Below are 23612 nucleotides of genomic sequence, written 5' to 3' on the forward strand. Positions count from 1 at the left end.
GTCGGACCGGGGTCTAAACTTGGTGCCCAGAAGAAGACTCGAACTTCCACACCTTGCGGTACACGGACCTGAACCGTGCGCGTCTACCAATTCCGCCATCTGGGCAAGCAGGGCGGTAACTAGGGGGCGCGGTGACCGATGTCAATCACCTTAATCGCCCCGCTCACCAATTCGCCCCGTCCCAATGGGTAATGGCAGTGCGATCCACCGGCGGCGCGCCGTCCAGGCAATGAACATTGATCATCACCAGCTCCTGGCCCTTGCCGTCCGAACCGCGGGCAAATGCTTCAATGCCGCAGGTCCTGCAGAACAGATGGGAGATGGTCTGGGTGTTGAACCGGAACTCGGTGAGATTGTCGGCGCCGCTTTCCAGCACGAAATCGGCAGCTGGCACGGACTGCATTACCCAGCCCAGACGCCGGCAGCGTGAGCAATTGCAGTCGCCCATGGCCGACAGATCGGTGCTGGCCGTGAAGCTGACGGCACCGCAATGGCACTGGCCGTGATAGGTTGTTTGAAGGGCAGTCATGGCCGAGACCTCTTTTGAACGGAACAAAGCAAGAACAAAACTGACCTGGAGTCAAGCTCTATTCGCCCCGCGGCCCTCGACAGCAGCGCCGGGCTTGCGCTAGAAGCGGGGAAAGTTTTGCCCCATTTGCCGGAGCCCAGCATGGAAAGCCTTGATCCAAAACTCGTTACCGTGTTTGGCGGCTCGGGCTTTGTGGGAACCCAGATCGTCCAATTGCTGGCCGCCAAGGGACATCGCATTCGGGTTGCCGTGCGCCAGCCCAATCTGGCCGGCCATGTCCGGCCGCTCGGCACGGTGGGGCAGGTGGTGCCTCTCCAGGCCAATATCCGCAACCGGGCCTCGGTCGAGCGCGCTGTCGCCGGCGCCGATATAGTGATCAATCTGGTGGGCATTGGCGCCAATCGCGGCGCCCAGACTTTTGAAGCGGTCCATGTTGATGGCGCCAGGACAATTGCCGAGGCCGCCAGGGCAGCGGGCGCCAGCGCGCTGGTCCACATGTCGGCGCTCGGCGTCGACAAGGCCGCCGAGATCAGCGCCTACGCCGCGTCCAAGCTGGCTGGTGAAGCCGCCGTATTCGAGGCTTTCCCCAAGGCGGTGGTAATGCGCCCCTCCATCCTGTTTGGTCAGGGCGACGGTTTCTTCAACCTGATGGCCGGTCTCGCCCGGATGTTCCCGGTAATGCCGCTGATCGGTGGCGACACCAAATTCCAGCCCGCCTATGTGGCCGATGTCGCTGAGGCATTCGTGCTGGCCGCCGAGGGCCAGCTCAAGACAGGCAAGGTCTACGAACTCGGTGGCCCGCAGGTCGAAACCCATCGCGCGCTGCTGGAGCGGATCCAGCGCGAGGCCCTGCGCAACCGACCGCTGCTGCCGCTGTCCTTCGGGGTTGCCAAGATGCTGGCCAGTGTCATGGCCATTCTCCCCTTTCCGCCACTGCTCACGGTCGACCAGGTCGCGCTGCTCAGCGTGGACAATGTGGTGTCTGCAGCCGCCATCAAGGAGAAGCGAACCTTTGCCGGCATGGGCATTGTCCCCACCGCGATGGACACCATCCTGCCCACCTATCTCTGGCGCTTCCGCAAGCACGGCCAGTTCGACAAGACCCTGCCGAGCCCGGCCAGCGACGCCAGCAGCGCCTGATCGGCGCCAATCGATGATCACCAGATGATCAATACCCGGCGCCCGTTGCCTTGCAGCGGGCGTTTTGCTGGGCGTCGGCGTGCTTCACAACTCAGCGATATATCTTGAAACCCGGTCTTTCGGCCATGATATCGGCGATTAACGGCATCAAAGATATATCGGAGCACAGCAAATGAGCACCTACTGGAATAATGGAGAACCCAATTGGCGGCGCATGGAAGCCATGGCGCGAAGCGGCTGGGCTCGTCTGGCTGCTGGCGTCGACAGCGCCGAAAACTGGGGCAATATGGGGGGCAAGTTTCGTATTGGCCGCATGCTGGCATCGGGTGACCTCCGCCTGGTAGCGCTCTATCTGATCGATGAGCAGCCGCGCCACGGCTATGACCTGATCAAGGCGATCGAGGAAAAGTCGGCCGGCTTCTATTCGCCCAGCCCGGGCGTGGTCTATCCCGCGCTGACCTATCTCGAGGAAGCCGGGTATGCGACCTCCCATGCCGATGGCAACAAGAAGCTCTACACCATCACCGATGCCGGGCGGGCCCATCTCAGCGACAATCGCGAATCGATCGAATCGACCCTGGCTTTCCTTGCCAAGGCCGGCGAGCAGATGCAGCGCTTCCGCGAATTCGCCAAGGCCGACTGGTCTGCCCAACAGGACGGCCCCACCGATTCGGGCACCCGGCAGGCAACTGCGTCGGACACCGATCGTGACCTCAAGGATGTGGTGCCCGAGCTCAACACTGCCCGGCGCGCCCTCAAGGCAGCGATCAAGGCAGCCCGCCGTGGCTCCGAGGACCAGCAATTGCGTGCTGCCATTATCCTGCGCCGTGCGGCCGCTGACATTCACGCGCTTACCGAAGACGACGTGGACATCTGATGGATCTGAGGGGCGCGGTGGACACCGCGTCCCTCAGAACGCGCTTCGCAGTCACAAACTAACATGTTAGTCTGCTGCCATGCAGCAAATCGCCCCCGCCCTCGCGCCCCACATCGCCCCCGTCGTTACCCCCCTTCATCAGGTTACTCCCGAGCGGCAAGCCGCCGGTGAGCGCCTGGTGGCGCGCCTCAAGGGCGCGATCGAAGGGTTCATGTTTACTGACCCGCTGATGACCTATGCCTGGAGCGGCGACGCCAGCTCCTACCGGTTGATTCCGGCAGCGGTGGTCCTCATCAATTCCGAAGATGAGGTCCGAGCGGTCATGGCCGCCGCCCGGGCCGAAGGACTGCCCATCACCTTTCGCGCCGCCGGCACCTCGTTATCGGGGCAGGCCGTCACCGATGGCGTGCTGGCTGTCCTCGGCGATGGCTGGCGCCGGCTCAATATCCATCCCGGTGCTGAACAGATTACCCTGGGCCCGGCCATTATTGTGGCCAATGCCAATACGGCACTGAAGCCCTTCAACAAGAAGATCGGCCCTGATCCCGCCAGCCAGGCGACCTGCAAGATCGGTGGCGTGGTCAACAATAATTCGTCCGGCATGTGCTGCGGCGTCACCCAGAACACCTATCACACCATGGCGCGCCTGCGCCTGGTGCTGACCGATGGCACCATGCTGGATTCGGGCGATCCGGCCAGTTGCGCCGCCTTCCGCACCAGCCACGCTGCCATGCTTGATGGCCTGCATCAGCTGCATCATCAGGTGATCAGCGACCCCGACCTGGTGGCGCTGATCACCCGGAAATACGCCATCAAGAACACTGTCGGCTATTCGCTCAATGCGCTGGTCGACTATTCCGATCCGCTCGACATCCTGATCCATCTGATGGTGGGGTCCGAAGGCACGCTCGGCTTCGTTTCCGAGGTCACCTACAATACCGTTCCCGAGCACCCGTTCAAATCCACCGCCCTGGTGTCATTTCCCGACCCGCAATCTGCGGGCAGGGCCATCATTGAAATGGCCAATGGCGGCATCCAGCTGACCACAGGCGTCACGGCCGCCGAATATATCGAGCGCCGCGCCCTGGAAACGGTGGCCCATCTGCCCCCCATGGCGCCCCTGCTGCCCTGGCTGACCGACAATTCCCCCGCCGTGCTGATCGACGTCACCGCCCCTGATGCGGCGACGCTGGATCGCGAAGTCGCCAAGGCGGTCGAGCTGCTGTCGCGGCACGGCGCCACCCATGTCGATTTTTCTACTGACGCGATCCGCAGCCACGCCCTCTGGGACATTCGCAAGGGCTTTTTCGCCTCCGCCGGAGCGGCGCGTCCCAAGGGCAGCATCATGTTGACCGAAGACGTGGCCGCCCCGATCGAGCGGCTGGCCGATTTCGTGGTCGATCTGCGCGCCATGCTGGACGATCATGGCTATGAGGACGCCGTGATTTTTGGCCATGCCCTGGCCGGCAATCTGCATTTCCAGATGGGCGACGATTTTTCGCTGCCCGGTTCAGCGGAAAAGTTCGATGCCTTTTCCGGCGCCCTCAGCGATCTGGTGTCGCTGAAATATGGCGGCTCGCTCAAGGCTGAACATGGCACCGGCCGCGCCATTGCGCCGTTCGTCGAGGCCGAATGGGGGGCCAAGGCCTATGGCCTGATGCATGCCATCAAGCATCTGTTTGATCCCGAGGGCCTGCTCAACCCCGGCGTGCTGCTCAACCCCGACGACAAGATCCATATCAAGCATCTCAAGGTCATGCCGCCAGCCGATGAACTGGTCGATATGTGTATCGAATGCGGCTTCTGCGAGCCGGCTTGTCCCAGCCAGCAGATGACCCTGTCGCCGCGCCAGCGGATTGCAGTGACGCGGGAGCGGGAGCGGCTGCGGCGCAGTGGAGAAGACCCTGCCCGGCTCAAGCGGCTCGACGATGATTTCCAGTATGCCGGGCTCGACACCTGCGCTGCCTGCAATTTGTGTTCGCTGCGCTGCCCGGTGGGCATTGAAACCGGCACCATGATCATCGGCCAACGTGCGCAGCGGCGCGGCGCTACCGGCCACGCCGTGGCCGGCCTTGTGGCCGATCATCGTGGCAGTGTGGAGACCTTGATGCGCGCCGGCGTGGGGCTGGCCGACGCCGCCCGCACCGTTATCCCGGCGCCCGCCATCGAAGCGCTGACCGACGCTGCCAGACGACTGACCGGCAAGCGCCTGCCCCGCGTGTCGCGTGCCCTGCATCGGGGCCCCGGCGCGCCCAAGCCGGTTCCGAACCGGCAGGATCCGCGCCAGACCGGCTTCCCCGTGCCCATCGCCCAGAGCGGCCGTCCATCCATCGTCTACTTTCCCAGTTGCGCCACGCGCATGTTCGGCGCGCCCGCAACCCGCTACGATCTGCTACCGGTGCCCGCTGCCATGCTGGCGCTGCTCGAACGCGCGGGCTTCGACGTCGTCATGCCCGACCATCTCAATGGCCAGTGTTGCGGCCAGCCCTTCCAGTCCAAGGGTTTCCCCGAACAGGCCGCCAGTGTTGGCGGCGACCTCAAGCGCGAACTGTCTTCTCTGTCCGACGCCGGTCGGTTGAGTGTGGTCACTGACGCCTCGACCTGCGCCAAACATCTGCGTGAGTTTCCCGGCGACGCACCGGTGCTGGATTCCGCGCAATTTCTCCTGAGCCAGGTACTGCCCAAGCTGACCATCACGCAAAAGCTACCGACCGTCGCCGTGCACCACAATTGCTCGGCCCAGCGGCTGGCCGAACAGCCGATGACCGAAGCCATTGCCGGCGCCTGTGCCGATACCGTCGCCGTGCTCAGCGCGCTCAACTGCTGTGGCTATGCCGGTGACAAGGGCCTGTTCGTGCCCGAACTCAACGCCCACGCCACCCGCTTTGCCAAGCAGGATATGCCGGCGGGCTGTACTTTGGGGGTCTCGACGGTAAGCACCTGCGCCTCGGGCCTGAGCGAGCATACCGATGTGCCCTTTGTCGGTCTGGCCAGCCTGCTCGAATGGGCCAGCCGGCCGCTGCACTAGACCTGACCGGGGCTTGCCGCTACTGAACGGGTTCAGCAAGCCCCGGATAACCATGACCATCACCGCCACCATCACCAGCCTTGGCCATAAGGGCGAGGGCGTCGCCGAAATCGACGGCCGCAAGGTCTTCGTGCCGCTCGCCCTGCCTGGCGAGCGCGTCGAGATCGCCCTTGACGGTGATCGGGGCACATTGCTCGGCGTGGTGGCGCCGGCAGAAAACCGCATCGAACCCTTCTGCCCGCATTTCGGCGCCTGCGGCGGCTGCCAGCTCCAGCACATGGACCGGACCAGCTATGAGGCCTTCAAGATCGGCCTGATCGAGACGCCATTGCGCTTTGCCGGCATTGAAGTGCCGGTCGCCCGCTTTATCGATGCAGCCGGCGACGGCCGGCGCCGCGCCACCCTGCATGCCCGCCGCGAAGGCGTCGGCTATATGCGCGCCCGCAGCCATGAGGTGCACGATCTGGACGTCTGCCCCATTCTGGTGCCGGCTCTGGCCAAGGCGCCTGATATCGCGCGGGCGGTGTTTCAGGCCGTGGGCGAGGCCGATGTCAGCATCGTCGCCAGCCTGTCGGGTCTCGACGTCGCCATCCGCACCGAAAAAAAGCAGGCCCGACACGATCGCTTGGCGCCGCTGGTGGCACGCTTCAAGCTGGCGCGGCTGGCGCTCAATGGTGACATGGTGCTGCAGGCCCAGCCTCCCATCATCGAAATGGGCCGGGCCCGGGTGGAATTGCCGATCGGGGCCTTTTTGCAGGCCACTGCCGCTGCCGAAAACCTGCTGGCGGATTATGTGCTCGGCGCGCTCGACCGCAAGGCCAAGACGGTCGCCGACCTGTTCTGCGGCCTGGGGCCCTTTGCGCTGCGGCTGGCCGAACAGCGGCCGGTAATGGCGTTTGACAATGACAGGCCATCCATTGCCGCGCTCGATCACGCCCGCCGCTTTACCAAGGGGCTGCGCGAGATCACCGCCAAGGCCCAGGATCTGTTCCGCGACCCCCTGACCCAGTACGAGCTCAATTATGATTTCGTGGTGCTCGATCCACCCCGCTCCGGCGCCGAGGCGCAGGTCAGGGAGCTGGCCCTGTCCAAGGTCAAGACCATTGTCATGGCGGCCTGCGACCCGCGCACCTTCGCCCGCGACGCCGCCATTCTCATCGCCGGCGGCTATACGATGAGCGATCTGGTGGCGGTGGACCAGTTTACCCAGTCCACCCATATTGAAATGGCGGCCACATTTCGCCGCTAAATGGTCATCTTTGAGCTGGCAACCAATGCGCATTTGACGGCGTTGGGTAAGCATTCAGCAATCATGAGCGACTGCCTTGGGCGGGAGCCGTCGTGATGGAGAACACCATGCATATCTTGAAAACCAGCCTTGTCGTTACTGCCCTGTGTGCCGGCTTTGCCATTCCGGCCGTGTCTGCCCAGGAAGTTGTCCCGAGCGGGACATACGTTGACGAATACGGGACCTCCTTTGAGTTTCAGCCCTGTGGCGAAACCGGCACCACCTTGTGTGCCACGCTGACCAATCTTGAAGGCAGGTCGGCGACTGAACAAAACCTGGCCTTTGTTGGTCAGCAGGTCATGCAAGCCGAGCAGATCGCTCCCAATGAGTGGAAGGGCGAGCTGGTTGCTGGCGACATGAGCGCCGCAGCGACCATTACCCTGGTCAGCGACCAGACCGTCGAGATCCAGGGTTGCCGCGCGGCCATTCTGTGTCAGACCCTGGCCTACAACAAAGCATCCTGACACGGCCTGACGCGAAACCCCCGGGCCGATCCCGGGGGTTTTGGTCAGCAGATCGTTGCCACGCGCTCCTTGATGACCGCGAGCACTTCATCGCCGGGGCGCTTCCACCAATTGTCCTGGCTGAAGATTTCCACTTCCTGCGGTCCGAAAAAGCCAGCGTCTTCAATCATCTTGCGGATGGCGGGGAGATCGATGACGCCATCGCCCATCATGCCGCGATCAAGCAGCATGTCCTTGGTCGGCACCAGCCAGTCGCAGATGTGATGGGCGAAGATGCGCTTCATACGGCCGGCGCGGGCAATGGCCTGTGCCAGCCGCGGGTCCCACCAGACATGGTAGACGTCTATGGCCACCCCGACGGTTTCGCCCAGCGTCTCGCAGATGTCGAGCGCCTGGTCGATGGTGTTCACGCAGGCCCGGTCGGCGGCATACATGGGGTGCAGCGGCTCGATGGCGATCTTGACGCCCGAGGCTTTCGCATGCGGCAGCATGGCGGCAATGCCGTCGCTGACCATCTGCCGGGCGCCCGGCAAGTCCTTGGAACTGCCCGGTAATCCGCCCACGACCAGCACGAGGCAATCGGCATTCAGCGCCGCCGCTTCATCGATGGCGCGCAAATTGTCGTCGATCTGGGCTTTGCGACCCTCGGCGGTTTCGGCCGGGAACATGCCGCCCCGGCAGACCCCGGTAACCTGGATCTTGTTGTCGCGCACAATGCGCGCGGCTTCATCAAGGCCAATGGCGGCGATCTGGTCGCGCCAGGGTGATATGGCGGTTATGCCGGCCCGCATGCAGCCATCCACGGCTTCGGCGAAGCCCCAGACCTGGCGGGTGGTGGCAAGGTTCAGCGAGATAGAACGTTGGGTCATGGCGTTAGCACAATGTTAACATCAAGCACTGCTTTCATGCGTTTGACGGCAAGATCGGGATCGCTGAGCACCCGCGCCTTGTCAGCCAGCCGGAACAGCTCGCTCAGATGCTGCACCGAGCGCGTCGATTGCTGGCCGCCCACCATCTGGAAGTGGTCCTGCAGCCCGTTGAGGTAGGCGAGGAACACCACGCCCGTCTTGTAGAAGCGGGTCGGGGCGGCAAAGATATGCCGGCTCAGCGGTACGGTGGGTTCGAGCAGGTCAAAGAACTCGTTATTATTGCCCTTGCCCAGCGCGGCCAGAGCCGCCGAGGCGGCCGGCGCGATGGCGTCGAAAATGCCCAGCAGCGCGTGGGAATAGCCTTCGCTGTCCCCGGCGATGAGCTCAGCATAGTTGAAATCGTCGCCGGTATACATCTTGACGCTAGCGGGGAGCCGCCGGCGCATGGCGATTTCCTTTTCTGCCGAGAGCAGCGAAACCTTGATGCCATCGACCTTGTCGGCATGGGCGGCGATGACGTCGAGGCACACATCCATGGCGGCGAGGTGGTCGGCCCTGCCCCAATAGCCCTCAAGGGCCGGATCGAACATTTCGCCGAGCCAGTGCAGGATGACGGGCTGTTTGACCTGGGAGAGAATGCGGCCATAGACCCTGACATAGTCGTCCGGCGACTTGGCGACAGCGGCCAGCGCGCGGCTCGCCATCAGGATGACGCGCCCGCCTTCGGCTTCGACGAACCCGACCTGCTCCTCATAGGCGGCGATGATCTGGTCGATGGTGACATCGGGGCCGGGCAGCAGGTGATCGGTGCCGGCGCCATAGGCGATCAGCGCATCGTCGCGTGTGCGCGCTTCGGCCTGGGCGCGACGGATCAGCTCCTGCGCCTCGGCCCAGCCCAGACCCATGCCGCGCTGGGCGGTGTCCATGGCTTCGGCAACGCCAAGGCCGAGATCCCACATGCGGTGGCGGAATTTGAGCGTGGTGTCCCAGTCAATCGCCGGCGTCAGCCAGGGATCGTTGTTGGCCAGTGGATCGGCCACGACGTGGGCGGCAGAATAGGCGATGCGATTGAAGTCGCTGGCCTTGTGCTTGACGAAGGGAATTGGGGTGCCGGTCAGCGTGTAGGGCGTGATGGACCGGTCGGGATTGGGCAGATTGATTGTGGGCATCGAAGAGCTCCGAAGTCTCAACAAACTCGGTGTCATCCCCGCGAAGGACGGGCCCCGGCTCAAGGCCGGGGTGACACCGTGGGTGGGGTGAGGGTGTGCCTCACATGACGTGTGTCAGAATTCGAGCTTCGGCACATCGAGCCAGCGGCGTTCGGCCCAGCTCTTGAGGCCGAGTTCGGCCAGCTGCACGCCCTTGGCGCCGGCTTCGAGGCCATATTCCCATGGCGCATCCTCGGCGACGTGGCGCAGGAACATTTCCCACTGTGCCTTGAAGCCGTTCTGGGCCGGCCAGTTGTCCGGCACTTCTTCCCAGTCGTCAAAGAAGTTCATGGTCTGGGGCTGATCGGGGTTCCACACCGGCTTTGGCGTGTTGACGCGATGCTGGCTCCAGCATTTGTGCAGGCCCGCCACCGCCGAGCCATGCGTACCATCGACATGGAAGGTCACCAGATCGTCGCGCCGGACGCGGGTGGTCCAGCTCGAATTGATCTGGGCGATCACCCCGCCCTCGAGTTCGAACGTGGCATAGGCCGCGTCATCGGTATCGGCCTTGAAGCGCTTGCCGTTCTCGTCAACGCGCTCGGGAATGTGCGTCGCGCCGAGGCAGGAGACGGCTTTGACTTCCCCGAAGAGATTATCGAGCACATAGCGCCAGTGGCACAGCATATCGAGAATGATGCCGCCGCCATCCTTCTTGCGGTAGTTCCAGCTGGGGCGCTGCGATGGCTGCCAGTCACCCTCGAACACCCAATAGCCGAACTCGCCGCGTACCGACAGGATATCGCCGAAAAAGCCGCTGTCGCGCAGCATTTTCAGCTTCATCAGGCCGGGCAGGAACAGCTTGTCCTGCACCACGCCATGCTTGAGACCCGAGGCGCGGGCCGTCTTGGCCAGGTTGACGGCGATATCCAGGCTGTCCGAGGTCGGCTTCTCGCAATAGACATGCTTGCCGGCGGCCAGCGCCTTTTCGATCAGGCTGGCGCGCATCAGCGTGGTGCCGGCGTCAAAAAACACCGTGTCTTCGGGATTGGCCAGCGCCGCATCAAGATCGCTGCTCCAGCGCTTGATGTCGTGCTTTTTGGCCAGGCGCTCGATCTTGTCGGCGTCGCGGCCGACAATGATCGGGTCCACTACCAGCCGGTCGCCGTTGGACAGCATGACGCCACCCTGGTCCCGAATTGCCAGAATGGAGCGCACCAGGTGCTGATTATAGCCCATGCGCCCGGTCACTCCGTGCATGATCAGGCCAAGCCGCTTATCCGCCATTTCAATTTCTCCAAGACACCGTCGGTGTGTAACTGATTAGTTACTTAGATATACGTGCCGGCAAGCCTACGTCAAGCCGCTATTGTTGAAAACTGCCTGGAGCGGCTCACACGCCCAAGGCCATTTTCAGGCCGATCACGCCCAGAAAAACCAGGATCAGGCGGTCAAAGGCCCGCCGGCTGAGCTTGCTGCTGGCCCAGTGGCCGAGCGGCATGATGGCCAGGATCGGGATCAGCGCCAGCACGCCCTGCAGCAACCAGAGCGGCTGCATGACCCCAGCCACCCACAGTGCCGGCAATTGCACCACCGCATACAGCAAGAACATGGCAGAGACGGCAAACACATGGGCAGAGCGCTCGAGCCCCATGGCATGGATGAAAGTCACCGTGATCGGGGAGGAGATCCCGGTGGCCCCCTGCAAGGCGCCGCCGCCCACCCCGGCCAGCGGCCCGAAACGCCTGGCCATGGCGGGGCTGAGTATCCAGTGCGGCGTGGCCAGTCGCATGGCGACATAGGCCAGAAGGATGACGCCGAGCACCAGTACCAGCAGTCGTTCGGGCAAGCTGGTCAGGGCCCAGGTGCCCACGCCGATGCCGAGGACCCCGCCCGCCAGAAACAGCGGCATGAAGGCGAGCTGCGGTGATTTGACTTCAGTGCGAAAGCGCCAGACTTGTCAGGAATTGGTGGCAATCAGCGGCACAACCATCAGGCCGACGGCATGCTGCAACCCGAACGCCGTGGTCAGCACGGGCAGCGCGACCAGCGGCAGCCCCATGCCGGTGGCACCCTTGACAAAACCCCCGCCACCCAATGCCAGGACGATGATCAATACCGACGTTAAATCCATAATCCCAGTCAACCTTCCAACTTCCTTGTGGCGCAGCCGTTTCGGTGAACCGGCCCCCCATTATTGCGTCGTCACGGCTCGGCCTGCCGCCGCGGCCCGGTTTCCGGCGGGTGCCGGCGAAAAGTCACCATCTGGTTACTTGTGGATTGACATCGCAGATATGTTGGTACCAGTCTAGGTGCCGGGCCAACCGATAATAATCAGCCCGACCACTTTTAAGGAGGCTCATCATGAAGCGCACAATGCGACTTCTGCTGACCTGCAGTGCCGCGACGGTGCTGCTTGGTACGACTATGACATTTGCGCAGGAATGGAAGCCTGATCGCCCGATCAATCTGATCGTGCCGTGGGGTGCCGGTGGCTCCACCGATCAGGTGACCCGCGTCACCGCGCCAATCCTGGCCGAAGCACTGGGCGTCGACATTGTCGTCGTCAACCAGCCGGGCGCCTCGGGCGCCATCGGTACCCAGGAAGTGCTCAACGCCCCGCATGACGGTTACACCTGGACCGCCAATGCCATCGCCAACAACGCCACCTATTCGGTGTCGGGCCTGCTCGAAGATACCAATATCGACGACTGGCATATCTATCTTTCCGTCGCCAATGTGCCGGTGGTCAGTGTGCCTGCCGACAGCCAGTTCACCGATTTCGGCGAATTGCTGGCGGCGTTCCAGTCCGATGGCGGGCGTGGTGTCACCGTTGCCACCGCCGGTATCACCTCCTCGGGCGGCACGGCCATCGCCGCGCTCTCCGATGCCGCAGGCGGCTTCGAATACAATATGGTCACCTATGACGGCGGCGGGCCGGCTGCCATCGCGGTCGCCTCCGGCGAAGCCATGGTCACCACCCAGCTCGCCGTGGAACAGACCGAACTGATCCGGGGCGGTCGTCTGCGGGCACTCGCCGTGCTGTCGGACAAGCCGCTGCTGCTCGATGGCGTCGATCCGATTCCGCCGATCACTGACTGGCTGCCCGAGATGGGGCTCGCCCCCGATTATTTCGGCATTTTCATCCCCGCCGATGCGCCCGCCGAAGTGCTGGCTACGGTCGACAAGATCTGGGCCGAAAAGGTGATGAACGCCCCCGAACTCAAGGCCTATGCCGAGAATTTCGGTGCGGTGTTCGCGCCATCCTATGGTGCCGAAGCCCGCGCGCTGGCCATGCCGGTGGTGATTCTGGAAGCCTGTTCGGCCATGGAACGTGGCGAAGCCGCCAATGATCCGTCCACCATCGGCATTGACTGCGAGACCCGCACCGAAGTGGGCATGTAGCCGACGCTGACACACCCCTGTCTGCGGCCCGGCGGGACCACCCGCCGGGCCTGATTTCTGCAATGAGATGAATTGCCCATGGTCGAACAATCCCCCGACGCCGCGCCACTACCGCCTGCCGATGAGGCCGTGCCTCCCGCCATGATCAAAGCCGATCTGGCCGCCGGCCTGTTCTTTGTCGTGCTGGCGGCGGCGACCCTGTTTGGCTCCTGGACCATGGATCGCCTTGAGGCACGCCGCATTAATCCACTGACCGCGCCAGGCCTGGTGCCCGGGCTGCTCAGCGCGGCGCTGCTGGTCTGCGGCGTGATTCTGACGCTGCGCTCGCTCCGCACCCCGGCGCCCGAGGGCTGGCGCGACCTTGGCCGCGCCATTGTCTCGTCCGGGGCGCAGCGTGCCGGCGCCGTGCTGGTGCTGACCCTGATCTATTCGCTGGTGCTGGTCGGCCTGCTGCCGTTCTGGCTGGCCACCGGGGTCTTTGTGTTCGCCTTTGTCCTGGTGTTTGAAGCCTGGCTGGCCGCGCCGCGGCAACCCCTGCTGCGTACCCTGCCCTGGGCATTCGGGCTCGCCGTGGTGACCGCTGCCGTGGTCACCCTGGTGTTCGAGCGCCTGTTTCTCGTGCGTCTACCGTGACCGGAGTTTATTGAAGCATGTTCGACGGTCTCGGCCTGCTGGCCAATGGCATCAGCCATTTCCTCAACCCCATCTCCCTGTTCAATATCGTCTGGGCCACGCTGCTGGGCATCGTGATCGGCGCCCTGCCGGGGCTGACGGCCACGATGGGCGTCGCCCTGCTGGTGACCCTCACCTACAAGATGGCCCCCGACCAGGCGATCCTGGTGCTGATGTGCATCTATTCAGGCGCCATCTATGGTGGCAGCCGCACGGCCATCCTGCTGGCCATTCCGGGCACCCCCGCCAGCGCCGCCACCACGCTGGACGGCCACCCGCTGGCGCTGCAGGGCAAGGCCGGCCTGGCCATGGGACTGGCCACCACCTCCTCGGCCCTGGGCACGATCATCGGCATTGTCGCGCTGGCCCTGATCGCGCCGCTGCTGGCTGAGGCGGCGCTGAAATTTGGCACCTATGAATTCTTCTGGCTGGCGCTGTTCGGCGTGATCATTTCCGGGCAGCTGACCGCCATGGACGATCCGCTCAAGGGCTATATGGCCGGCATTCTCGGGCTGCTGGTGGCCATGGTCGGCATGGAAACCCTGCATGCCCATCAGCGCTTCACCTTCGGCATAGCCTCGCTCGGTGGCGGGGTTGATCTGATCCCGGCCATGGTCGGCGCCTTTGGTTTTGCCGAAATCCTTGGCGTCATGAAGCGCACCGCCCAGGCCCGTATCGTCTCGTCCAGCGACCGCGTCGTGCCCAAGCTGGGCGAAGTGTTCAAATACTGGAAAACCATCATCCGTTCGGGCCTGATCGGCACCTTTGTCGGCATCGTCCCGGGGGTGGGCGAAGATGTCGGCGCCTGGGCCAGCTATGCCGCCGCCAAACGGGCCAGCAAGGAACCGCACATGTTCGGGCGCGGCAGCCAGGAGGGGCTGATTGCCGCCGAAACCGGCAATTCCTCCGTGGTGCCGGGCGCCATGATCCCCACATTGACCCTGGCACTGCCCGGCTCGGCCGCCGCCGCCGTGCTGATTGCCGCCATGTTCATTCACGGTATTCGGCCCGGTCCGCTGCTGATGACCGAAAGCCCCGAAACGCTCTACCAGATCGTGGCCGTGCTGCTGTTTTCCACCCTGGCCATCCTGGTGCTCGGCCTGACGCTGACCAAGCCCCTGCTGACCGTGCTGTCGGTACCGCGCGAGCGGCTGATGGCGGTGGTCTATGTGCTGTGCGTGGTGGGCTCGTTCGCCATCACCCAGCGGCTGTTCGACGTCTATGTCATGGTCGGCTTCGGCATTGCCGGCTTCATCCTGCGCGAGATGAAATTCCCCATGGCGCCGCTGGTGCTGGGGATCATCCTGGGTGATCTGCTCGACCTCAATTTGCGGCGAGGCCTGTTGCTGACCAATGGCGACCCCAGCCCGTTCTTTACCCGTCCGATCAGTGCTGTTATCTGCGGGGTCATCATTGTCACCATCCTGATGTCAATTCCGGCGGTATCCAAGCGTGTCAGAGCCCTCCTCCCCAGCGCCCGCGCCCAAAGCCCCGACCAAGGCTAAAACGCCTTCGGTCAAGCGGGCGCGCGACAGCGTCAAGACCAAGGCCGGCATTCTGGTGGCGGGGCGCGCCGAATTTGCCGCGCGCGGTTTCGAGGGCGCGCGGGTCGACGCCATTGCGGCGCTGGCCGGCGCCAACAAGCGCCTGCTCTACCATTACTATGGCAACAAGGAAGAGCTGTACCGTGCCGTGCTGCTCGACGCCTATCAGGAGATCCGGCGGGGCGAGCGGGCCCTCAGTCTCGACCAGTTCGGCCCGGTCGAAGCCATGGACCGGCTGGTGCGCTTCACCTTCCGGCACTTTCTGGCCAATCCCTGGTTTCCGCGCCTGCTCAATACCGAAAACATCGAGAATGCGCGCTTTCTCAAGACCATGACCGATATCCCGGCGCTGCACTCGCCGCTGGTCGGCCAGATCACCACCATTGTCGAGCGTGGCGCCGATGCGGGGGTATTTCGCCGCGATGTCGATCCGGTCCAGCTCTATATTTCCATTGCCGCGCTGGGGTTCTTCTATGTCTCCAATATGGCCACGCTCTCGGTGATCTTTGCCCGCGATCTGAGCGGCATCGACATGGTGCAGGAGCGCGAAGCCCAGGCGGTGCAGATGGTGCTCGACTATCTGCGCACCAAGCCGGCCTAGACCAGCGGCGGCAGGGCTTTGCTGGCCGCGCTCTGCAGCCAGCCAATCAGCTCGGCAACGCGCGGTTCGTCAACACGCTCGTTGAGCGCGTAGACGCCGATCGTGTATTGCGGGGTCGGCTCATTGACGGTGATGCGGGCCAGTCCGCGCCGGGCGAATTCGGACTCCATCACCGCAGTATGACTGATCACCGCATCGGTGCGCGCCACATAGTCCAAACACGCCGCCAGCGAGTTCGAGGCGAAGGCATATTTGCCCTGCTCGAAGCTGGTGCTGCCCGCCGTACTGCGGCTCCAGGTTTCAAAAAACCGCTGGTGCCGCGTCTCGGGCAGGGCGCTGGTCACCGCCGGATAGGCCTCCAGCTCATTCAGGCTGCGCGGCGCCAGCAGCAGCGGATGGCCGGCGCGCACGAAATAGCCCTGACCCACCCGGGTCAGCGGACAAAAGCGCGCCCCGGCGCTGCGATTGAGCCCCTCGATCTCGTGCCCGACAAACAGCGAGATGTCGCCACTGAGCAACTGGTCCATCAGCCGCAGCTGGTTGCCCAGGCTCACATGCACCCGCGCACTGGGGAAGTCGCGCGAATAGTCCACCACCATGTCGCGGATGAACAGGGTCCACCACGAATAGCCGGTGCCCAGATTAAGGCCCTGCTCGACCCGACCGCGCTGCTGCTCGATGGCCTTGAGGGTATTGTCATAGAGCCGCCGCATCAGCCGGGCGTTCTGATACAGGATCTCGCCATATTCGGTCAGCTCCACCCCGCGCGAGGATCGCGTCAGCAGCGCCACGCCCATGTTTTCCTCGAGCTTGCGCATGTTGAAGGTCAGCGTTGGCTGGGTGATGAACAGCGCCGCCGCCGCCCCGGTAATGGAGCCCGCCTCCGCCACCGCCAGAAACTGACTCAACAATTTGTCCATGCGTTCTGCTCCATAGATAGAATCTATATTAGGCAGGATATTTCGTATTTTTCTTTTGATCCAGTCTGGGCCAGACTTTTCCTCAAGCAGCCGGATTAGTGCTGCAAGGAGGCGCTCCGCGACTCCGGGTCATTGCGTGACTCGGTGCCAATAAGCATAAATATTTCAATGGGGTAGCAAATCAGACTCAATCTGGTCGAGTGGTGTTCACAACCACGCAAATCTTCCATACAAGAAGATTGCGCCCCGCCAAACCAGTGTGCTATGTCGTAACCAGTCGGTTATTTGTGCAACGCGCAAAGTGATGAAACGCACAACCCACAAGGATCCGCTGAAGACAGCAATGCTCGGTGGCGGAGATGCGTAACCGGTTAGTGAATTAGCAGCAGGAGGCTGCTGAGTTACAAATGTTCCAGCTATTGGAACGACCACAGTTCATGGGAGGAAACCTGATGACTATTCGTATCGATCGCCGCCATTTCCTGATGGGGAGCTCGGCGTTGATTGCTGCCGGCGCGGCCGGCATTTCGCCCGCCTTTGCCCAGGCCGAGCGGCTGCGCCTGCTGTTCTGGGGCGGCCAGGCCCGCGCCGACCGTACCTATGCCGTGACCGACCTGTACCAGGCGGCCAAAGGCACCGACGTCGAGGGCGAGTTCCTCGCCTGGAACGACTACTGGCCCAAGCTGGCCACCCAGACTGCCGGCGGCAATGCCCCCGACATCATCCAGATGGATTATCGCTACATCGTCGAATACGCGCAGCGCAACGCCATTGCCCCGCTTGACGAATTTGTCGGCGGCGCCCTCAAGCTCGACGATTTCGATGCTGACCAGCTCGAAGGCGGCAAGGTCGATGGCAGCCTCTATGGCATCAGCCTGGGCGCCAATTCAGTGGCCCTGATGGTCAACACCACAGCCTTTGAAGAAGCCGGCGTTGCCGCCCCGAACCGCGACCTCACCTATGATGAAATCATGGCCATGGGCGAGGCGTTCAACAGTGCCAATGTGCGCGGTGGCATGAAGGTGATCATGGACGGCTCGGGCAGTGAGCCCATGCTCGACAACTGGCTGCGCCAGAAGGGCCTGGCCCTCTATACTGCCGATGGCAAGCTCGGCTTCGACGCCGACGCCATGACCGAGTGGTTCCAGCTGTGGAGCCAGATGCGCGAAGCCGGCGTTTGCGTTTCGGCAGAAGACCAGGCCCTGGATACCGGCCCGCATGAAACCACCATGCTGGTTCTGGGCAAGGCGGCCATGATGCCGTCGAACTCCAACCAGCTCGTCGGCTTCCAGGCCGTGATGCAGGACGATATCACCATCTCGTCCTATCCGCGTCTGGCGGCAGGCGTCGGTGGCGGCCACTATCGCAAGCCCTCGATGTTCTTCTCGGTGGCCGGCTCGTCCGCCAACAAGGAAGCAGCAGCCGAATTCCTCAGCTTCTTCGTCAACGATCCCGAGGCGGCAGCCGTGCTGGGCGTCGAACGCGGCATTCCGTGCTCGGCCGCCGTGCGTGACGCAATCGCCCCAACGCTGTCCGAGCAGGACCAGATCGCGCTCAACTTCGTCGCCAATCTCGGCGACCTGCTTGGGCCACTGCCACCATCGCCACCGGCTGCCGCCGGCGAAATCGACATCTCCCTGCTGCGCACGCTCAGCCAGGAAGTCGGCTTCGGCGCCCGTTCGCCAGAAGATGCGGGCCCGTATTTCGTCAAGGAAGCCACTGCCATCCTGAATCGGGCCTAACCCATGACCGCGCGCTCTCCACAATCGGGCGCTCCCGCAAGGGAGCGCGCGGCCACCCCCTCCATCTGGTCCCGGATCTGGCAAAACGATGCCCCGGGCTACCTGTTTCTGTTGCCCTGGCTGATCGGCTTCATCGGCTTGACCGTCGGCCCGATGGTGACCTCGCTCTATCTCAGCTTCACCGATTTCGATCTGCTCACCTCGCCCGACTGGGTCGGTGCGGACAATTACATCCGCATGTTCACCAATGACGCCAAGTTCTGGACGTCGATGCGGGTGACCATGTTCTTCGTGATTTTCTCGGTGCCGCTGAAGCTGGCCTTCGCTTTGGCCGTGGCCATGCTGCTCAATCGCGGCATCAGGGGCCTGCCGCTGTATCGTGCGCTGTTTTATCTGCCGAGCCTGCTCGGTGCATCGGTCGCCATCGCCATCCTGTGGCGGCAGATCTTCGCCGGTGACGGCCTGGTCAACAAGCTGCTGCTTCTGGTGGGTATTGAAGGCCCCAGCTGGATTTCCAATCCGCAATATTCGCTGTGGACGCTGATCGTGCTGTCGATCTGGCAGTTCGGCTCGCCCATGATCATTTTCCTCGCCGGTCTGCGCCAGATCCCCACCGACATGTATGAAGCGGCCAGCCTCGACGGCGCCAGCAAATGGCGGCAATTCGTCAAGATCACCCTGCCGCTGCTGACCCCGGTGGTGTTCTTCAACGCCATCATCCAGACCATCGAGGCGTTCAAGAGCTTCACGCCCGCCTTCATCATCTCGGGCGGCACCGGCAATCCGATCAATTCAACGCTGTTCTACACCCTCTATCTCTATCAGGAGGCATTTGCCTTCTTCCGCATGGGCTATGCTTCGGCACTGGCCTGGGTCCTGCTCGCGGTAGTGGGTGTGTTCACCGCCTTCTCCTTCTTCACCTCCAAATACTGGGTGCACTACGATGAGTGATGTCCCCGCCAAGCTTACCGTGGTCACCGGCAAGGGTTCGCCCGGCCGCTCCCGGCTGACCTCGTTGCTCATCCACCTGGGACTGCTGGCCGCCTCGGTGGTGATGCTCTACCCGCTGCTGTGGCTGCTGGCGGCATCGTTCCGCCCGGAAAACGAGATCTTCACCTCGGCCAGCATTCTTCCCAGTGTCTGGAGCATCGATTCCTACATTCGCGGCTGGAACGGCTTGCGCACCAGCTTTGGCGTCTTCTTCACCAACAGCTTCATCATCTCGGGCCTGTCGGTCATCGGCAACGTCATGGCCTGCTCGATGGCGGCCTACGCCTTTGCCCGGCTGGACTTCAGGTTCAAGAACTTCTGGTTCGCCATGATGCTGCTGACGCTCATGCTGCCCTATCAGGTGACGCTGATCCCGCAATATGTGCTGTTCCGCCAGCTCGGCTGGGTCAACACCTTCCTGCCGCTGGTGGTGCCGAAGTTCCTCGCCGCCGATGGCTTCTTCATCTTCCTGATGGTGCAGTTCTTCCGCGGCCTGCCCAAGGAGCTCGACGAGGCCGCCCAGATGGACGGCTGCTCGCCCTGGCGCATCTACTGGAAGATCATCATTCCGCTTTCCATGCCGGTGCTGGCCACCGCTGCCATCTTCACCTTCATCTGGACCTGGGACGACTTCTTCGGCCCGCTGATCTATCTCAGCGAAATGAAGTCTTACACCGTCATGCTGGGTCTGCGCACCTTCACCGACAGTACCGGGGAAAGCGACTATGGCGGCCTGTTCGCCATGAGTGTGCTCAGCCTGGTGCCAATCTTCCTGTTCTTCCTCTTTTTCCAGCGGTTGCTCATCGAGGGCATCGCCACCACCGGTATGAAACGTTAGCCCTATGACCGATATCAAATTCGCCGCCATCGGCATCAACCACAGCCACATCTATGGCCAGGTAGAGTGCCTCAAGCGCGCCGGTGCCCAGTTTGTTGCTTTCCACGCCGTGGAAGACGATCTGGCCGCCGCCTTCGCTGAAAAATTCCCCGAAGCCCGGCGCGTGGCCGAGGCCCGGGAAATTCTCGAAGACCCCTCCATTGCGGTCATTACCACGGCCGCCATTCCGGCTGACCGGGCGGCCATTTCGATTGCGGCCATGCAGCACGGCAAGGATGTGCTCTCGGACAAGCCGGGCATGACCACTTTCGCCCAGCTCGAAGAGATCAAGCGGGTGCAGGCCGAGACCGGCCGCATCTATGCCGTGCTGTATTCCGAGCACTTTGAGGTCAAGGCCACCGTCGAGGCGGGCAATCTGATCGCTCAGGGTGCCATCGGCAAGGTGATCAACACGGTCGGCCTGGGTCCGCACGCCCTCAACAACAATCCGCGTCCCGACTGGTTCTTCGAACGCGCCCGCTATGGCGGCATTCTGTGCGATATCGGCGCCCATCAGTTTGAACAGTTCCTGTTCTTTTCGGGCGCCATGGATGCCGAAATCGTTTCGGCCAATGTGGCCAACCGCGCCAATCCGCACCGTCCAGGCCTGCAGGATGTTGGCGATGTCAGCGTCAGGACGCCCGACACCACCGGCTATATCCGGGTCGACTGGTTCACCCCCAAGGGTCTGCCGACCTGGGGCGATGGCCGTCTGACCATTCTGGGCACTGAAGGCTATATCGAACTGCGCAAATATATCGACATCGCCGGCCGCGCCGGCGACAATCACCTGTTTATCGTCAATGCTGAAGGGCCGCGCCATATCGACTGCTCCAGTGTCGAGTTGCCCTTTGGGCGCCAGTTCCTCGATGACGTTCGCAATCGCACCGAAACGGCCATGCCGCAGGAGCGGTGCTTCAATGCCATGAAGCTGGCGCTGACCGCCCAGCAAATGGCCGAGCGCGGCACGGAGTGGGCACAATGAGCCCGACCTTCAATGTCGCCGTAATCGGCGCCGGTATCGGCCGCAGCCATATCGTGGAGGGCTATCTGCCCAATGCCGGCAAGTTCAAGGTAATGGTCCTGTGCGATCTGAACGAAGATCGCATGACCAGTGTCGCCGATGAGTTCGGCATCGAGCGCCGCGTCGCCGATTTTGACGCCGTTCTGGCGATGGACGATATCGACATTATCGACATCTGCACCCCACCCATGCTGCACCATCCCATGGTGCTGGCGGCGCTCAAGGCCGGCAAGCACGTCATCTGCGAAAAGCCGCTGGTCGGCTCGCTCGCCCAGGTTGATGAAGTCATGGCCCAGGAGAAGCTCTCCAAGGGCAAGCTGATGCCGGTGTTCCAGTATCGCTTCGGCGATGGCATCGAGCAGGCCAAGGCCATCATTGATGCCGGCCTGGCCGGCAAGGCCTTTAGCGGTACGGTGGAAACCTTCTGGCGCCGCGATGCCGATTATTACGCCGTGCCGTGGCGCGGCAAATGGGCCAGCGAACTCGGCGGCGTGCTGATGGGCCACGCCATCCACCCGCACGATCTGTTCACCTATCTTATGGGCGATATCGCCAGGGTCTTCGGTCGCGTCGCCACTCGGGTCAATCCGATCGAGGTCGAAGACACCATCTCGGCCTCGCTGCTGATGCAGAGCGGTGCCCTGGCCAGCCTGACCGCCACGCTTGGCGCCGCCGATGATACCACCCGCATCCGGCTGGCCTTTGAAAACGTCACCTTCGAGAGCGACCACGCCGCCTATAATCCCGGCGAAAAGCTGTGGAACATCCAGCCGCGCAACGACCAGACCAAGGCCAAGATCGATGCCCTGCTGGCCAATTGGCAGCATGTGCCATCGCGTTTCCAGACCCAGATGGAGCGGTTCCACGCTGCGCTGATCGGCGCCGCACCACTGCCGGTGACCAGCGCCGATTCGCGCCGCTCGCTTGAACTGGTCACCGCCTTCTATCATTCGTCGTCGACCGGCGAGGACGTTGCCCTGCCGCTCGGCCCCGGCCATCCGCTCTATCAGAGCTGGGTCCCAGCCTCGTTCCGGACCGCTTAGGAGTTCGCCATGTCGACCAACATCGAGTTGAGCCGTATCGTCAAAGCCTATGGCGACGTGAGCGTCATTCACGGCATTGATCTGACCATCAACCCCGGTGAATTCACGGTGTTCGTCGGTCCTTCGGGCTGCGGCAAGTCCACCCTGCTGCGCATGATTGCCGGGCTGGAGCCGATCACCGGTGGTGATCTGCTGATCGATGGCGAACGCATGAACGATGTGCCCGCAGCCCGGCGTGGCATCGCCATGGTGTTTCAGAGCTATGCGCTCTATCCGCATATGAGCGTCTATCAGAACCTGGCCTTCGGGCTGGAAACTGCCAAAATGCCCAAGGCCGAGATTGCCGAGCGTGTCGCCAAGGCGGCCGAGATTCTCAAGATCGAACCACTGCTCACCCGCAAGCCCAAGCAGCTTTCGGGCGGCCAGCGCCAGCGCGTTGCCATTGGCCGCGCCATTGTGCGCGAGCCGCGCATCTTCCTGTTCGATGAACCGCTAAGCAATCTGGATGCCGAACTGCGCGTGCAGATGCGCGTCGAGATCGCCAAGCTGCACAATGATCTGGGCAATACCATGATCTATGTGACCCATGATCAGGTGGAAGCCATGACCATGGCCGACAAGATCGTGGTGCTGCGCGCCGGCGTCATCGAGCAGGTCGGCGCCCCGCTCGATCTCTACAACAACCCCAAGAACCTCTTCGTGGCCGGCTTTATCGGCTCGCCCAAGATGAACTTCCTGACGGCCAGCGCGACCGACACCACGCTCAACGTGGCCGGCGGCAGCCTGGCGCTTGACCGCCCGGTTACCGGCGCCACGACGCTGGGTGTGCGTCCCGAGCATATTACCCTGACCCCGGGCAGCGGCGCCAAGCTGGCCGATGTGCGCGTCGATCTGGTGGAAAATCTCGGCGGCCAGACCGTGGTCTATGCGACCACCACTGACAACCAGCCCATCAATATCGTGCTGGAGGGCCAAAGCCCGGTGACCCTGGGCGAAAACGTCGCCGCCCATATCGACCCGGCCCGCCTGCATCTGTTCAATGCGGACGGCGACGCGATCTAATCCAGCGGCCCCCTGCTGGCCGGCACCAGGGGAAGCTGCCGGTCGCAGTTTCCCCAGCTAGTCCTTAAGATTGTCCTCGACTTCGGTCATCGGCCGATCGCCGCCCTTGGTCTGCTCTTCATGCCAGGTTCCGGTGCTGTCCTGGTATTCGATCGCCTCGCTGGCGCCACTGGCGCGCTGCCGCTCTGCTGCCGCTGCGGCGGCGTCATGGGCCTGCTGATGGGTTGGGAAGCTCTCCGAAAATACGTCGCCGACCTTGTAGGCATACCCGCCATCATGTTCGACGACCTCATAGGTCAAATGTGCCATGCTGATTCTCCTTGTGCGGGAGGCAACGCCAGACGCCGTGCCGAGGTTGCCTGGCTTGTAGTCTGGCCAGCGCACCTTAC

22 protein-coding genes, 1 tRNA gene and 1 pseudogene are annotated in these 23612 nt (G+C 63.0%); 15 read left to right on the top strand and 9 right to left on the bottom strand.

Features of this window, described 5'->3' with window-relative positions; translation table 11 throughout:
- Nucleotides 1-20: 20 nt before the first annotated feature.
- Together ABFY71_RS03965 and ABFY71_RS03970 are read right to left on the bottom strand one after the other, a co-directional pair.
- Nucleotides 21-105 (bottom strand) — tRNA-Leu (locus tag ABFY71_RS03965).
- A gap of 58 nt (nucleotides 106-163) precedes the next feature.
- Nucleotides 164-529, bottom strand: coding sequence for a GFA family protein (locus tag ABFY71_RS03970; protein ID WP_347944767.1), 366 nt, complete (start codon nucleotides 527-529; stop codon nucleotides 164-166).
- Between the two features lie 141 nt (nucleotides 530-670).
- On the opposite strand from ABFY71_RS03970, the gene ABFY71_RS03975 reads away from it, so the two are divergent.
- The 5 genes from ABFY71_RS03975 to ABFY71_RS03995 all read left to right on the top strand — a co-directional run bounded on the left by ABFY71_RS03975 (nucleotide 671) and on the right by ABFY71_RS03995 (nucleotide 7326).
- A complete protein-coding gene (locus tag ABFY71_RS03975) occupies nucleotides 671-1669 on the top strand; it encodes a complex I NDUFA9 subunit family protein (protein WP_347944768.1) in 999 nt (332 codons plus the stop codon).
- Nucleotides 1670-1841: 172 nt separating this feature from the next.
- Nucleotides 1842-2546, top strand: coding sequence for a PadR family transcriptional regulator (locus ABFY71_RS03980; RefSeq protein ID WP_347944769.1), 705 nt, complete (start codon nucleotides 1842-1844; stop codon nucleotides 2544-2546).
- Between the two features lie 79 nt (nucleotides 2547-2625).
- Complete coding sequence (locus ABFY71_RS03985) at nucleotides 2626-5574, top strand: FAD-binding and (Fe-S)-binding domain-containing protein (protein ID WP_347944770.1); 2949 nt, start codon at nucleotides 2626-2628, stop codon at nucleotides 5572-5574.
- A gap of 52 nt (nucleotides 5575-5626) precedes the next feature.
- Nucleotides 5627-6823: a class I SAM-dependent RNA methyltransferase gene (locus ABFY71_RS03990; RefSeq protein ID WP_347944771.1), complete on the top strand. Its 1197-nt coding sequence runs from the start codon at nucleotides 5627-5629 to the stop codon at nucleotides 6821-6823.
- Nucleotides 6824-6930: 107 nt separating this feature from the next.
- Entirely contained in the window at nucleotides 6931-7326 is a 396-nt protein-coding gene (locus tag ABFY71_RS03995; RefSeq protein WP_347944772.1) for a hypothetical protein, read from the top strand.
- Nucleotides 7327-7370: 44 nt separating this feature from the next.
- Here the strand turns inward: ABFY71_RS03995 and ABFY71_RS04000 are convergent, their stop codons facing one another.
- From ABFY71_RS04000 to ABFY71_RS04020, 5 genes and pseudogenes are all read right to left on the bottom strand, one after another.
- Nucleotides 7371-8195, bottom strand: a complete 825-nt coding sequence (locus tag ABFY71_RS04000; RefSeq protein ID WP_347944773.1) for a sugar phosphate isomerase/epimerase family protein — start codon at nucleotides 8193-8195, stop codon at nucleotides 7371-7373.
- Nucleotides 8192-9364: a dihydrodipicolinate synthase family protein gene (locus tag ABFY71_RS04005; RefSeq protein ID WP_347944774.1), complete on the bottom strand. Its 1173-nt coding sequence runs from the start codon at nucleotides 9362-9364 to the stop codon at nucleotides 8192-8194. Before ABFY71_RS04005 ends, ABFY71_RS04000 begins: the two co-directional genes overlap by 4 nt.
- 114 nt (nucleotides 9365-9478) lie before the next feature.
- Nucleotides 9479-10630 (bottom strand): Gfo/Idh/MocA family protein, encoded by a 1152-nt coding sequence (locus ABFY71_RS04010; protein WP_347944775.1) that lies wholly within the window; start codon nucleotides 10628-10630, stop codon nucleotides 9479-9481.
- 106 nt (nucleotides 10631-10736) lie between these two features.
- Nucleotides 10737-11288 (bottom strand): annotated as a pseudogene (locus tag ABFY71_RS04015) (TSUP family transporter); the annotation flags it as partial.
- 15 nt (nucleotides 11289-11303) lie between these two features.
- Nucleotides 11304-11477, bottom strand: a complete 174-nt coding sequence (locus tag ABFY71_RS04020) for a hypothetical protein (protein WP_347944776.1) — start codon at nucleotides 11475-11477, stop codon at nucleotides 11304-11306.
- A gap of 230 nt (nucleotides 11478-11707) precedes the next feature.
- On the opposite strand from ABFY71_RS04020, the gene ABFY71_RS04025 reads away from it, so the two are divergent.
- From ABFY71_RS04025 to ABFY71_RS04040, 4 genes are all read left to right on the top strand, one after another.
- Complete coding sequence (locus tag ABFY71_RS04025) at nucleotides 11708-12748, top strand: Bug family tripartite tricarboxylate transporter substrate binding protein (protein WP_305579584.1); 1041 nt, start codon at nucleotides 11708-11710, stop codon at nucleotides 12746-12748.
- A gap of 78 nt (nucleotides 12749-12826) precedes the next feature.
- On the top strand, nucleotides 12827-13381 hold the full coding sequence (locus ABFY71_RS04030; protein WP_347944777.1) for a tripartite tricarboxylate transporter TctB family protein: 555 nt from the start codon (nucleotides 12827-12829) through the stop codon (nucleotides 13379-13381).
- 17 nt (nucleotides 13382-13398) lie between these two features.
- The gene (locus ABFY71_RS04035) at nucleotides 13399-14925 is read left to right on the top strand and encodes a tripartite tricarboxylate transporter permease (protein WP_347944778.1); all 1527 of its coding nucleotides are present in this window, start codon (nucleotides 13399-13401) and stop codon (nucleotides 14923-14925) included.
- Entirely contained in the window at nucleotides 14873-15565 is a 693-nt protein-coding gene (locus ABFY71_RS04040) for a TetR/AcrR family transcriptional regulator (RefSeq protein ID WP_347944779.1), read from the top strand. Before ABFY71_RS04035 ends, ABFY71_RS04040 begins: the two co-directional genes overlap by 53 nt.
- Here the strand turns inward: ABFY71_RS04040 and ABFY71_RS04045 are convergent.
- The gene (locus ABFY71_RS04045; protein ID WP_347944780.1) at nucleotides 15562-16485 is read right to left on the bottom strand and encodes a LysR family transcriptional regulator; all 924 of its coding nucleotides are present in this window, start codon (nucleotides 16483-16485) and stop codon (nucleotides 15562-15564) included. The genes ABFY71_RS04040 and ABFY71_RS04045 overlap by 4 nt on opposite strands.
- A gap of 452 nt (nucleotides 16486-16937) precedes the next feature.
- On the opposite strand from ABFY71_RS04045, the gene ABFY71_RS04050 reads away from it, so the two are divergent.
- Genes ABFY71_RS04050 through ABFY71_RS04075 form a run of 6 tightly spaced genes read left to right on the top strand, consistent with a single transcriptional unit; the run spans nucleotide 16938 to nucleotide 23223 of the window.
- A complete protein-coding gene (locus tag ABFY71_RS04050) occupies nucleotides 16938-18227 on the top strand; it encodes an ABC transporter substrate-binding protein (RefSeq protein WP_347944781.1) in 1290 nt (429 codons plus the stop codon).
- A 3-nt stretch (nucleotides 18228-18230) separates the two neighbouring features.
- Nucleotides 18231-19178: a carbohydrate ABC transporter permease gene (locus tag ABFY71_RS04055; RefSeq protein ID WP_347944782.1), complete on the top strand. Its 948-nt coding sequence runs from the start codon at nucleotides 18231-18233 to the stop codon at nucleotides 19176-19178.
- On the top strand, nucleotides 19171-20055 hold the full coding sequence (locus ABFY71_RS04060; RefSeq protein WP_305579591.1) for a carbohydrate ABC transporter permease: 885 nt from the start codon (nucleotides 19171-19173) through the stop codon (nucleotides 20053-20055). Before ABFY71_RS04055 ends, ABFY71_RS04060 begins: the two co-directional genes overlap by 8 nt.
- A gap of 4 nt (nucleotides 20056-20059) precedes the next feature.
- Entirely contained in the window at nucleotides 20060-21079 is a 1020-nt protein-coding gene (locus ABFY71_RS04065; RefSeq protein ID WP_347944783.1) for a Gfo/Idh/MocA family protein, read from the top strand.
- Nucleotides 21076-22161 (top strand): Gfo/Idh/MocA family protein, encoded by a 1086-nt coding sequence (locus ABFY71_RS04070; RefSeq protein ID WP_347944784.1) that lies wholly within the window; start codon nucleotides 21076-21078, stop codon nucleotides 22159-22161. Before ABFY71_RS04065 ends, ABFY71_RS04070 begins: the two co-directional genes overlap by 4 nt.
- A gap of 9 nt (nucleotides 22162-22170) precedes the next feature.
- Nucleotides 22171-23223, top strand: coding sequence for an ABC transporter ATP-binding protein (locus ABFY71_RS04075; protein WP_347944785.1), 1053 nt, complete (start codon nucleotides 22171-22173; stop codon nucleotides 23221-23223).
- 57 nt (nucleotides 23224-23280) lie between these two features.
- Here the strand turns inward: ABFY71_RS04075 and ABFY71_RS04080 are convergent, their stop codons facing one another.
- Nucleotides 23281-23532: a DUF2188 domain-containing protein gene (locus tag ABFY71_RS04080; RefSeq protein WP_305579595.1), complete on the bottom strand. Its 252-nt coding sequence runs from the start codon at nucleotides 23530-23532 to the stop codon at nucleotides 23281-23283.
- Nucleotides 23533-23612 lie beyond the last annotated feature (80 nt).

The organism is Devosia alba, from assembly GCF_039938915.1.
GTDB lineage: Bacteria > Pseudomonadota > Alphaproteobacteria > Rhizobiales > Devosiaceae > Devosia > Devosia alba.